The organism is Nonomuraea sp. NPDC050643 (assembly GCF_040654715.1).
GTDB lineage: Bacteria > Actinomycetota > Actinomycetes > Streptosporangiales > Streptosporangiaceae > Nonomuraea.
In genome coordinates, this window is sequence record NZ_JBFAIM010000071.1 from 33505 (window position 1) to 45738 (window position 12234).

At 62.0% G+C, this 12234-nt stretch carries 10 protein-coding genes and 3 pseudogenes; 5 read left to right on the forward strand and 8 right to left on the reverse strand.

Annotation, left to right across the window (positions count from 1 at the left end; translation table 11 throughout):
* Positions 1–253: 253 nt before the first annotated feature.
* From AB0I15_RS53990 to AB0I15_RS54015, 6 genes and pseudogenes are all read right to left on the reverse strand, one after another.
* Positions 254–352: pseudogene (locus AB0I15_RS53990) on the reverse strand (MbtH family NRPS accessory protein); the annotation flags it as partial.
* Positions 349–3465, reverse strand: a complete 3117-nt coding sequence (locus AB0I15_RS53995) for an amino acid adenylation domain-containing protein (protein ID WP_358115287.1) — start codon at positions 3463–3465, stop codon at positions 349–351. The gene AB0I15_RS53995 and the pseudogene AB0I15_RS53990, both read right to left, overlap by 4 nt.
* Before the next feature lie 11 nt (positions 3466–3476).
* Positions 3477–5450, reverse strand: a complete 1974-nt coding sequence (locus AB0I15_RS54000; RefSeq protein ID WP_358115289.1) for a hypothetical protein — start codon at positions 5448–5450, stop codon at positions 3477–3479.
* 98 nt (positions 5451–5548) lie between these two features.
* Positions 5549–6265, reverse strand: a complete 717-nt coding sequence (locus AB0I15_RS54005; protein WP_358115292.1) for an aspartate/glutamate racemase family protein — start codon at positions 6263–6265, stop codon at positions 5549–5551.
* Positions 6266–6408: 143 nt separating this feature from the next.
* On the reverse strand, positions 6409–7359 hold the full coding sequence (locus tag AB0I15_RS54010) for an EamA family transporter (RefSeq protein WP_358115379.1): 951 nt from the start codon (positions 7357–7359) through the stop codon (positions 6409–6411).
* Positions 7360–7643: 284 nt separating this feature from the next.
* A complete protein-coding gene (locus tag AB0I15_RS54015) occupies positions 7644–7913 on the reverse strand; it encodes a phosphopantetheine-binding protein (RefSeq protein ID WP_358115295.1) in 270 nt (89 codons plus the stop codon).
* A 311-nt stretch (positions 7914–8224) separates the two neighbouring features.
* Between AB0I15_RS54015 and AB0I15_RS54020 the strand changes: the two genes are divergently transcribed.
* Together AB0I15_RS54020 and AB0I15_RS54025 are read left to right on the forward strand one after the other, a co-directional pair.
* Positions 8225–8596, forward strand: coding sequence for a hypothetical protein (locus AB0I15_RS54020; protein WP_358115298.1), 372 nt, complete (start codon positions 8225–8227; stop codon positions 8594–8596).
* Positions 8597–8768: 172 nt separating this feature from the next.
* A pseudogene (locus AB0I15_RS54025) lies at positions 8769–8915 on the forward strand (hypothetical protein); the annotation flags it as partial.
* 132 nt (positions 8916–9047) lie between these two features.
* On the opposite strand, the pseudogene AB0I15_RS54030 reads toward AB0I15_RS54025, so the two are convergent.
* Positions 9048–9152 (reverse strand): annotated as a pseudogene (locus AB0I15_RS54030) (IS5/IS1182 family transposase); the annotation flags it as partial.
* A gap of 152 nt (positions 9153–9304) precedes the next feature.
* Between AB0I15_RS54030 and AB0I15_RS54035 the strand changes: the two are divergent.
* Complete coding sequence (locus AB0I15_RS54035) at positions 9305–9529, forward strand: hypothetical protein (RefSeq protein ID WP_358115301.1); 225 nt, start codon at positions 9305–9307, stop codon at positions 9527–9529.
* Here the strand turns inward: AB0I15_RS54035 and AB0I15_RS54040 are convergent.
* Positions 9457–9657 (reverse strand): hypothetical protein, encoded by a 201-nt coding sequence (locus tag AB0I15_RS54040; protein WP_358115387.1) that lies wholly within the window; start codon positions 9655–9657, stop codon positions 9457–9459. The genes AB0I15_RS54035 and AB0I15_RS54040 overlap by 73 nt on opposite strands.
* A 554-nt stretch (positions 9658–10211) precedes the next feature.
* On the opposite strand from AB0I15_RS54040, the gene AB0I15_RS54045 reads away from it, so the two are divergent.
* Both AB0I15_RS54045 and AB0I15_RS54050 read left to right on the forward strand, forming a co-directional pair.
* Complete coding sequence (locus AB0I15_RS54045; RefSeq protein WP_358115304.1) at positions 10212–10727, forward strand: LmbU family transcriptional regulator; 516 nt, start codon at positions 10212–10214, stop codon at positions 10725–10727.
* 690 nt (positions 10728–11417) lie between these two features.
* Positions 11418–12173: a thioesterase domain-containing protein gene (locus AB0I15_RS54050; RefSeq protein ID WP_358115307.1), complete on the forward strand. Its 756-nt coding sequence runs from the start codon at positions 11418–11420 to the stop codon at positions 12171–12173.
* The last annotated feature ends 61 nt before the right edge of the window (positions 12174–12234 follow it).

Sequence of the window (12234 nt, forward strand, 5' to 3'; positions counted from 1 at the left end):
TCGTCATATCACTCAACCCGCTCTCTTCGCCCGCAGCCCCGTTTGGGTGGGCGTCGTGTCCAGCAGTTCCATCGACGCACGGAGCCTTCGACTCTCCAGCCCTTCTCACCTGTGGCGTGTCGCCACCTCTCCGCGGGGACGCTTGTGGCTGCCCAATCACAGTCCTGCCACCGGTCAGCGTAGGCGTGCCGCGTTGTTCCACGAATTGGAGACACGACTCCCTGGATGCGCTTTCCTTGACGACCGACCATCCATTTGGCATCGGGATCCAGGCAGGCCACAGCGAGTACTGATCTCTGCCGTTGCACAGCACAAGATACTCTGCCGTGGGCCTATCGAAGGGGCTGCTCATCCTTCTTCGACTCCCTTCCCGCCCACTCCTCCCAGTTGGCGCCGCATGCTGTCCAACGCCCCTGTCCAATGATCTGCCAGACGGATGGCGTTCTCTTCTGCAATGAGATTCCCTGCCCACTGCAGGGTTGTGGACAACTCCGGACCATCCGCCGATTCGGTTATGACGGTGTTCACCTCAATGGTGTGCGCTATGGGGGTTTCATCGTTCCACGTCGTTTTCACCACCTGAAAGCCGGGCGCCGGCGCCCACAGCTCGTCGAGGCGCGCCGTGCAGAACCTGCCCATATAGTTGAACGAGATCTGCGGAGGTACAAAATGTTCTAGCCGAGCCTTTCCCTGACCCGTCAGGTATCGCAGCATGCCGAACCCCATGCCTTTGTTGGGGATGGCGAGCAACTGGCTCTTGATGCCCTCCAGCGCTGCTTCCCAATCGCCGTCACCTGTGTACGCCGCCCTCTTGTCCAAGTGAGCCAGGTCGATGCGGGCAGGGAACATGCTAGTAAGCCAGCCCACGGTGTGTGAGGGATCCACACCGGGCACGATTTCTTCGCGACCGTGTCCTTCGAGGTTGACGAAAACGTCCGTGTCACTTCCCTTGCCCATGTCATGTCGCCATCTCCTGACCGCCAGGGCCAATGCAGTGATCAGACCCACGTTCATTCCCCACCCGCTCCTGCCGCCCAGGTGATCGAGGAGCTCTTGCGTCGCCGCCGGTGTGAGTGACCGTGTCAGATACCGCGCGGTCGACATTCGGTCAATTGACGGCTCGGCTTCACGATCGCTGAGCAGAGGGTCCTTGCCCCGTAACACATCCGTCCAGAACCCGAGCTCATTCAGCAGCTCGGATGCCTCGGCGGCGGTTTCCAGATGCCGCCCCCAGTCCGCGAACGCCAACGGGCGCACCTGTGTTTCAGGCTTCGCCTCTGCATGTCTTATCTCCCAGCTCCGTGCGAGGTCTCGTTGTACGAACCGCCAGGAGACGCCGTCAATGATGAGGTGGTGAAAGACCATGACCAGCCATCCTGGTCTCTTCCGTCCGGCGTCGAACCACGTAAATGCGCAACCCTCCCCGGCTTCGATTCTCAGACGACTGGGCGCCGCCTGACGCTCGTCGCGGACAAGTTGGAGTACGTCATTCTCCGCCAGGCCCGTGACGTTCACCTGTGAAACCTTCGGCGGTGCCGGTGCAACCGGTCCCTCCATCGTCCTCAGTCGCCAGGCACGGGCATCAAGCCTAAGACGGAACGCGTCATACCTCGCTATGAGGTCCCCTAACATTGCGCGCAGCTCGGCGAGAGTGAGACCTGGGGGAACCGCCAAGACCATGCTCTGCGCGAAGTCGTGCATCGGTCCGCCCAGCGCCCTCAGCCAGTGCATGATGGGGGTGGGCGGCACCGACGACCCCTGAGGCGAGCTCTCAGCCTTGGAGGAGGCGTCTTTCCACTTTAGTGCGTGTATCAGAGCCTGTGGAGTCTGTGTCTCCAAGAGCTGACGCGGCGACAGTTCGAAGCCATGCTCTCGCAGGCGCGCCACCAGCTCGATGGCCATGATGGAATCTCCCCCCAGCTCGAAGAAGTTGTCCATACGTCCGACGACGTCCACGCCAAGAACTCGTGCGAAGAGCTCACAGACCAGCGTTTCGGTCTCATTCCCAGCATCGGTCGAGGTGTCTGCCCGGGGCGCCCCGACCGGGGCGGGAAGCGCCAGGCGATCCACCTTGCCACTGGCGGTCAACGGCATCTCGTTCATCATCACGATGGCTGTGGGAAGCATGTACTGCGGCAAGCGGGATGCAAGATATGCCCGTAGTCGGTTACCGTCGTCGTCGGCGTCTGCCCTCGGAGTGACGTAGGCGACGAGTCGTCTGTCCCCTGGTCGATCCTCTCTGACCAGGGTCATGGCTTGTGCGACCGCGGCGTGCGTTCGCAATACGGCGTCAATTTCGCCCAACTCGATTCGAAAGCCGCGGACCTTGACCTGATCGTCCGCGCGTCCGGCGAACTCCAGGGATCCTGCACTATTGACCCGCACCAGATCCCCGGTCCGGTACATCCGTTCCCCCGGCCCGCCGAACGGGCAGGCGACGAATCGTTCCGCCGTCAGTGCTGGGCGATTCAGGTATCCCATGGCCAGGCATGGGCCGGCGACATATAGCTCTCCCACCTCGTCGTGCGGGACGGGTCGCAGCGATTCGTCCAGAACGTAGCATCTGCTGTTCGCCACCGGGTGTCCAAGAGGGGGGGAGCCGAGGTGGCGTATCGCATCACTCATGGTGGCCACCACCGAGGTCTCGGTGGGTCCATAAGCATTTATCAATGTCCGCCCCGGACCCCAGCGGGCTGTGACGTCTTGGCCCCAGCCCTCGCCACCGACTACCAAAACCCTCAGGTCCGCAAACTCCCGGGGCGGGACGGTCGCGAGTGTCGAAGGAGGGATCAGGGCGTGTGTGATCCGCTCCTGCTCCAGGAACGTCCCTAGTGGATCCCCCGCGTAGACCCCCTCGGGCGGGATGACCAAAGTGGCGCCGCTGCCGAACGCGAGAACCATTTCGAATACAGACGCGTCAAAGCTCGACGAGGACAACTGGGCGACTCTGTCGCCCTCGTTCACCTGCAGCCGAGACTTCTGCGTGGCCACCAGGTTGGCCAGCCCCTCATGGCTCACGACCACGCCTTTGGGATGACCACTCGAACCCGATGTGTAGATGACGTAGGCGGCATCCCCCAGTTCCGGTGGAGTACGACGTGCGGAACGGGGCGAGAGGGTTTCACGGGTGCAAGGCTCGAGGTCTCCGAGTGCGCTCACCAACAGGCTCGGCTGCGCGTCCTTCCGTATGTAGTCGATTCGATCTCGGGGGTAAGACGGATCGATGGGACAATAAGCGCCCCCGGTCTTCATCGTGGCGACGATCGCTATGAAGAGCTCAATCGAGCGAGGCATCATCAGGGCGACCAAAGTTCGCGGCCCTATGCCTCTCTCGATGAGCGCCTGAGCCAGGTGATCGGCTCGCGTGTTCAGCTCCCTGTAGGAGAGCTCCTCATCTCCATGGCGTACGGCGACCTCATCCGGGCTCTGTTCCGCTTGTCGTTCGAACATTGCGGGGAACACCATCGTCATCATCCTCACTCGCCCTGCAGCCCTCGACTGAAATCGGCGGTGTCTCGCGCCTCGGCTGGAGGCGGTCCCGGCTTCTGTGGCTCCTGGCCGGTCACATAGAGCCGGTACATCCAGGCCGAGTAGAATCCGTCCAGCAGCGAAATGAATGCTGACTTGTGCTCGTGCAGCTGAGCTGACGAGGAGATCTCCATGGTCCAGCCGATTTCCTTGGTGGCCCCCGGCTCCAGGGACAATTCTCTGCTCCATCCAACTCCTATACCGGTACGCCATCCGGCCGAGACGCCGAATCCAATTGCGCCCGATAGACGCTGTCCGGTGGGATTGGATATTTGTGACGTGAGTTTCCCTGTTTGGTCACGCGCCAGCCAATGAGCCTGAGGGCTGACCAAGCGAAGGGTCGGCTCGCCGACTGACCACCAGATGTCCGCGCAGCGTCTGCAGTGAAGCGTTTCTACAGTCAGGCCGGTCTCCACACGATGTGAGAACGTGCCGATGAAGGCTCCATCACCACCACACAACGGGCACTCGGCCGGTACGGTTGTTACCTGCCGAAGTCGAGGGAGAAAGCCTTCCGCGAAGTGCCACCACGTGCGATGCATCTGATCGATCTGCTGATCGATGCTGAGAGACTGAACGGCGACCGTTCTTTCCCGAAGCTCGGCGATCGTCCTCTTGTCGACGTGCGGGGCCGTCCTCATGGTCGCGCTGCGGATCTCGCGCCGCAGGTCCCTCAGTTCGTCCTCGGGTATCTCGAGGTCGAGCCATTGGAGCTGTTGCAGACGTGATAGGACCTCGTTCAGTTGCACGACCTCGGACAGGCCCTCGATAGGTGGGGAATCGGATTCCAGGGCGGCATCGACACGGGATCCTCCAGTGGAGGGTGCGAGGTCCTGCTGAGCTCTCGGCCGTGGTGCTACGACCACCGTGGGATCTCCGAGCAGGCCGAACCTCGATATCTCGCCCCCTATTTCCTGAGCGTGCTGATTAAGCGTTTCGACGGCTTCGCCGAGGGACAGCCCCTGGCGCACAGAGGTCGTGAAAACGCGCAGGAAGGTGGGGTCAGGCAGATGCAGGCCGAGGGCGCCGACAACTGCCACGGCGGTCCCCGACAGAAATCCAAGCCCCAGGCCGATATCTGTGGGGAGGGCATTGCTGCCCACCGCAATTGAGACGCAACTTTCGAGGAACACGAAGCTCGCGTTCACGTCCGCGGCGGCGATGCGTTGCGACTCGTGCAGGTCTCGTCGGTAACATCCAGCACCCTGGAGGCAGGAGACGAACCGGTCCTCGCCCGTCGGCCGCGGCAATGGCCTGCCCAAATAGTCCGAACGACCGCAGAGCACACCATCTGGGAGGTTCACACTGCACTCCACCCCATGTGTGCGTATCGCCAGAATTCGGGCGCCCTCACTGTTGAGCCGGCCAAACTCATCGAATGCCACTGCGTCAGCTAGCTCCGCCTCGGCGTCTGTCGGGTGCATGACGACGAAGTCCTGTCTGTCCGCCAGGGCACGGACGGTCAGTGTTCTGTACACGAGACAGGCCAGTGAAGCGATATCTCTTGCGGTGACGATGCCCACGCGGGGTGCCGCCGCGCCAACCCAGTCGCCCACTATCGACAGTTCGGCAGCCAGTCCCACCACGGCCACGCTCTCGTCGCCGAGAGACTTGATGACCGCCGGCACCAACAGCGGACTTTCGATGTGCCTATGAGTGCGGTGCGTGGCCTTCGCCAGCAGCAGTCCAGGCCAATACGCGCCCCTATCACCCGTTGTGATTACCGTTCCCTGGCGCTCGGTCGTGTCGGGCTGAGGCCAGCCGTCCAGATGGTGCGCCACCAGCAGAGCGCGGTAACGATCGGCGCTGGGACCCGCCGGGAGCGGAAAAGGCTCACCAGGGCGCCAGGAGGAAGCGCTGCGTGACAGCTCCTTGTCGCCGGTAACCAGGAGTACATTATCGCTTTCCTCGTACACGATCATCTCCTCACAGTCCCGCGCCCAGCACTGAGGTGCATGACGGCCGGGCTCGGAACCACCCGGTGCCTTACTCATCCGCCGCCCAGTCGTTCCGATCCCTCTCAAACGAGAAGTTGTGCGTCCAGCCTGCGCTCCAGGGCAAAGCTGACCGCACTTTCGGCGTGTATACGCGCGCTTGGAAAAACCGGGAGTGTGACGTCTCCGCCGCCAATCAGGAGTTCGATCTCGGTGCACCCCAGGATGACCCCCTCTGCTCCCCGCAGACGAAGTTCGTCGATTATGCGACGGTAGGATTGCCGCGATCTCTCGTTGAGGACTCCCCTGACCAGCTCATCGAAGATGACTCTGTCGACCAGCTCCCGGTCGTTCTTATCCGGGACTATCACTTCGACACCCTGCCTGGCCAGGCGATCGACATAGAAGTCCTGCTCCATCGTAAATCGTGTACCGAGGAGTCCGACTTTCCGCATGCCGTGGGACACGATTTCCCGCCCCACCACGTCAGCGATGTGGATCAGCGGGATGTTCAGCGAATCGGCGACCGTGTCTGCGATGCGGTGAAACGTGTTGCTGCAAATCAGGGCCACGTCCGCGCCCAACGACTCCAGACCGCTGCCGGCCTCGCTCAACCGGATACTGACTTCCTCCCACTTGCCCGCGAAAATCATGTCCTCGAACTCCTGGAACTCGAAGGACCAGATCAAACTACGAGCAGAGTGACTCCTGCCCAGCAACTTCCGGGTCTGCGAGTTGATCGTCTGGTAGTAGATCGCCGTCGACTCCCAACTCAGACCGCCGATCAGACCGATCGTAAGCATATAGATTTCCTCCCTGATATCCGATAATGGTGACATTGCTATTTCGCGGCATCGGCACTGCTTTACGGATGTGCGTTCGCAGAGATGTTTTCCAACTTCCACAAGAACGACGGCCTGGCCAGCCTTACCCGGGTGTTCACCGCTCAGCTCTTCATTTGAACGGCGACCCGGAGCGGCGCCTGCTCCTGTATGGTTCCTCGCCGTGCGATCGCTCTGCGTTGTGCGAGATAGGACCCGCCCACCATGATGGCGGTGCCAATCCACTGCGGCGGCGAGAGCGCCTCTCCCAATGCGAGCCATGAAAGTATCAGTGCCGCCGGAACCTCAAGGGTCGCCAAGGTGCTCGCCAGCGTCGAGGACAGTCCCTTGAGCGCGGCAAGGCTAAGGAGATACGCGCAAGTAGTGCAGACCAAGGTCAGCCAGCCGAGAGTCGGCAGCGCATATATCTGCCACTCTCCCATGGTCACCTTCGCCCCGAGCAACTTCTCCCACTGGAAATTCCAAGGTGCCGCAACAGGTGTAAGTATGAGCGTGCCCGACGCGAGCCCACCTATCAGTAGAGTGAGCGGATCGACGTCTTCGGCCCGTAGACGCTCAGCGAGTAAAAAGTACACGGCTATACCAATAGAGGCCCCGCAGGCGAAGAGGACGCCGACGAGGTCGAACACCATGCCGTTCCACACCTGCAACGCAACCGCCAGTCCGAAGACCGTGACAACCGACCCTGCGACCGCAGATCTTGCGGGAGGTTCCCTGCGGATGACCAGCGCCCATAGGAGAATGAACAGCGGCGCCATGAACACGATCAGGAGGGCGACTGGCACAGGTATCTTGGTGACCGCCGCAAAATACATTCCCTGGGCGGCTGCTATCCCGATGATCCCGTACGGCACTATCAGCGGCAAGTTCGTCAAGGGGATCCGGATGTTGCGCGGCCGCAACACAAGCGCGCACAGGGTCAGCGTAATAGTCCCGCACGCAAGTCGTATCCATACGAGTTGCAGGGGAGCGAATCCCGCTGCGCCTAGTGCCTTCGCGACGATGCCTGCGGACCCGAAGCATATGGCGGACACGGCCGCCGCTCCGATGCACATCAGTTGCAATCTCTTCACGCTTTTTCCGGATCCGTTCTTTCCGTTTGTTCGAGTCGGCTTTCGATTGACTCAGATGATGTGGATCATGATGTGTGACTGCGAGTTCGTGTTCACGTGGACATCAGGGCGATCGCGGTAGAGGGTTCATGTCCGCCGATCGTTCTGTCGGATCGGGTTGGCGGCTCGGTTCATTTGTGGTGAAGGGTGCGAGGGCAGCGATCTTCGGTGCCAGGTCGTCCATGCGAAAGGTTGTCAAAGTCAACCCTTCGCAATGCTGCGATCTGCTAGACTTCCGTGTCGGACTTGGCAAATATCTTCATCAGCCCTGCGACTGTGGGGTCCCGGTAGAATTCGCGCACAGTTATATCTGAGCCGAACTCGGTTTTGATCACGTTTATCAGGCGAGCTGCGGAGCGGGAGTCTCCACCCATTTCGAAGAAGTTATCCTTCTCGCCTATCTCGGAGATCTCAAGTATGCGGGCGAAGAGAGCCCCGACGGCGTGGCTTGTGTTCAAGGTCTGCCCCTGAGGGGCAACCGCATCGTCTCGATCCATTCAGAGCCTCCTGCTCATGCGTCAACTCAAAAGTTGGTCCGCACCCGTCCGGGGATCGAATGGAAGTTGACCCCTGTCGATATCACGCGACGCCTGTACCGCCACGCAGCAATGAGCGAGGTAATCGCAGTCAAACCCAAGTGACCCGCTTCCCCTTTGCGGCCGCCCTTGGGTCACGTCGATTCTGATAGGCCGCCTTTCCGCTGGCAATCCCAGATCCGCAATGTCGGTTTCGTTTGCTGGACATGTTCGGTCGGCGTGTGAAGTGACCGTGGCCGCCTTCGGCGCGTCGAGGTCGTCTCGCGGACCGGGTGCGGAGGACGCGCACCGCACGAGAACACGGCCTCGAGCAGGCGCCGGCCCGCCCGGTCGGCCGGACGCCGATCCGCGCGACAAGCGGATCGAACTTCTGCAGGGCGGAGGTCGAGCGGCTGCGCGCCGGGCTCGGCCCGACCCGCCAATCCCGCTGCTCGGCCGCCGCGGTGCCTGCTCCGCGGCAGGAGTGGCGCAGGCCACTTGGTACCGGCAGCACCGCCAGAGCCCGGCCGGTCCGGTCGCGCAAGCCGCACCCGGCCGCACTGTTGCCAGCCGAACGCAGGCGTGTCCGCGCGGTGCTGCACGAGCGCTTCGCCGACGCCTCCCCGGCCACGGCCTACTTCACCCTGCGCGACGACGGCGTGTAGTTGGCCTCGGATTCAACGATGTATCGCAGCCTGCGCGAGCACGGCGAGGTCGGTGCCGATCGTCGCCGGCAGGCCACGCATCCGCCACGGACCGTGCCCGAGTTGATCGCCGGCGCCCCAACCCGTCTGGGCGTGGGACTTCACCAAACTCCACGGCCCGGACAAGGGCGTCTGGTGCTGGTTCTGCACGATCATCGATCTGTTCAGCCGGTACGCCGTCGGCTGGCTGGTCGCCTCCCGCGAGTCCGCCAACCTGGCCACATATCTTATCCCTCTCTGTCGGACTGCTGTGATACATGGGACGTATGAGTCCTTTTGATACGAAGCAGGGCGAGACAGGACGATCGAGACAGTGACGATGACCCTCGCCGACCAGGCCGCCTTGACGGGGCAGGATGGTCGGGTGACCGATGAGCAGCCGACCCGCCCCAAGCGGCGGACGTTCACCGGCGTCAATCACACGCGCGGTCGGTTCGGTCGTACGAGCTTCTTTGACGCAAGCCAGGCCGGTCAGTTCGTAGTGGAGCTGCGCGAAGATTCCTTCGTCGCGCCAGGCCATCTGCCGACCATCGCGGGCCTGGAGCCGGAGGTGTATGTCGCCGCCGACCCGATCCTGCTGGTCAGGCTGCTGCCGAACCTCCTGGCAACGCCCGGCGCCACGCCGCCACGCGCGTCACCGTCGCCGTCGGGCCCGAGGACGGCACCGCCGTGCTGGCCGTCGTCGGCGACGGCATGGGGATCGCCCCCGAGCACCGCGAGATCGTCTTCGAAGGCTTCGCCCGGTGCGGGTTCGCCGGGCTCGGCTCATTGAGTAGGCATCGACGGTGCTGCGCGACGGGAAGTCGTGCGGCAGGTGCACTTCAGGCGACTCCAGTGCTGTTGACGTCCAGGATCGCGTTGAAGACGTCCGGCAGCTCGATCGAGGCCGGCTGACGACTGGTGGGGCAGCGGTCGAGCACGGCCCACTGACGAATCGAGGTGCACTCCGCGGGAGTTCGGAGGTGCGCCTCCTCCGCACCACCCGGTTCGCGAGACGACCTCGACGCGCCGAAGGCGGCCACGGTCACTTCACACGCCGACCGAACATATCCAGCAAACGAAACCGACATTGCGGATCTGGGATTGCCAGCGGAAAGGCGGCCTATCAGAATCGACGTGACCCAAGGGCGGCCGCGAAGGGGAGGCGGGTCACTTATGTTTGGCTGCGATGGCCTGATCGATTGCTGTGTGTGCGACTCCCGCTTCCCGCCCCACGCCGGGTGATCTCAGTAGGTGATCGCTGGAGACAGTCGGCCGCACACATGTCTGCGAGGAGCATTCATTGCTAGGGCAGTACCGGTCGGCTCCATGATGGCGCTTGAGGTGCCGAGGACGCGACGCTTTTGGCATCGCGAGGTCTGGCGGCCGAGCCTGACACCCGTTCCCATGGTGCATAGACCGGAGCCCAGTTGCTCGTCAAAGACATGGGTTATCTTTCTTGGATTTCAGACCCGGGGGATGACACTCAATGGCCGCACCACTCCTCGATTCTGTTCCGGATGATCGAGAAAACCATACGAGATCCTCTCGCCAGAGGTTGGGGCTTGACGCCTCCGTCCGCGCCAGAAGGCTCGGATTGTTCCTCCCGCTGGACTTGTCATTCGAGTTGTGGCAAAGAATCGGTGATCAGTTGGGGGTGCTCACGAACTCCTCGGCATGGTGGCTGGGCGATTGGCTCGTCTATGGTGAGAAGTCCTTCCCGAATCGGTATCGGACGGCCATCGTCGAGACCTCGCTGTCGTACAAAACACTCCGCAACTACGCTTGGGTAGCCCGTAAGTTCCCGATGTCCCGTCGACGGGACACCTTGAGCCTGCAGCACCATGCGGAGGTGGCCGGTCTTCCCGTCGATGAGCAGGAGAGATGGCTCACGCGTGCGGAGGTCGAAGGCTGGTCACAGAAAAGGCTGCGCAAGGAGATTCACAGCAGTTCGCATGCCCAGGACGAGCGGGTTACGGTGACCATCACCGTCGAAGTCTCATCTGAGCGGGAACAGCGATGGAAGGCCGCAGCGCAGGCCTCGTCCGTCTCGTTGCCGGAATGGATCGCGTACTCGCTGGATCAGGCGGTTGATCACATTCGCGTGACGTAAAGGTGTCCTCGGCCACTTATCGACGAGGCGTGAGGAAATCTCGGGAACCGCGTGGCAGAGCCATCTTCGCCGGCCCAAGCAGAGCGGAATTCGCGTCCCGCCGGACGCCGGTCCGCATGCCGGCGATTCTGCCGGCCAAGGCATGGAGGCCGACATCTCAGGACGTGACGAGATCAGTAGAGCATCAAAAGGCCACTTGACATACTCAGTTCTTCGTCCTGGCCGATAACGGCAAGTGCGTCACGTCCTTCTTGCCAGCACCTGCATCGGCTGCTCAGCCCGCTCCGCAACCGATCAGCCTCAAGCGCCATCCGTACTAGAGCCGCGCTAATGCCACCTTTCTTCACATCGCCGGCCGATGTCGCTTCCTCCGTGAGTTGGGGAAAATGACATGAACATCCAAGAAAGCCGGCCAGAACGATCGCCGGGTGGGACGGGCAGCCGTTGACGAGATTTCCGTCACATGATTGCATTGAGGTCGTTGTCCTGGTCGGCATCGCCACGGTGAAACTCATGCACATATGTGCTGCCGCGAGCCCCCTCATTGAGGCGATCCCGGATGTACGACCTGGCATATTCTCGCCAATATTTCACAGACGGCAGGCTGGCTCTGATCCTTGTCGCTGGGCTGCTGAGGCGCTGAACACCAGGCCATCGCCGAAAGTACTGGCTGCAGCGAAGAGACACTTTATGCATCCTCCGAAGATCACGATTGTCCGTCACCTGAGTGCCTCCGGCGCCAAAGTACGACTGTTGTGCTTCCCCCATATAGCGGGAGGGCCCGCTTCCTTCAACTCATGGCGGCGGCAACTCAGCGCAGAGGTCGAGCTCTGTGTTCCGCTCCTACCAGGGCGGGAGCATGCATTCAATGCACCTCCCTTCGTCGAGGTGGACCCGCTGCTCGACGCGCTGGAGAGAGCGATCGGACCACTTCTGGACATGCCCATGGTCTTCTTCGGTGACTGCCTGGGCGCTTTGATCGCTGGGATGACGGCCAATACGCTGGAACGTCGTGGAAACCGATCGATCGAGAAAGTCATCATGCGATCGCTGCCGTACTCGCCGACCGGGCCAAACATACCCGGCCTCCCGAAGTCCGCGGCGTCGGCGAACGAGTTGGCAGACTATCTGCGAAATGTCGGAAAAACGGACCCGAAACTCCTCGATGACCCCGACTGGGTCGACGTCATCACCCAGCCGCTTCGGGGCGACTTGGCGCTCACCGAGAGTCTTCGGGGTCGGTCGGTCGAAACGATTTCCGCGCCGCTGACGGTGATCGCCGATCGACACAGTCCGTGCGGCATAGAGGGTTTCATGGGCTGGGCGGACCTGACGAGATCCGAATTCGTCCTACGGATACAAGAAGACCGCTTCCTGAATGAGGACCAACTTTGGAGGCGGGTGGCGAAGAGTGTCGACGAGGAGGTGCGCGGCCTGATCACGTGAATGCGGAGATAAATAGGCGCCGGAGAGCGGTGGCACTCAAGTGGACAGTGGAAATGACACC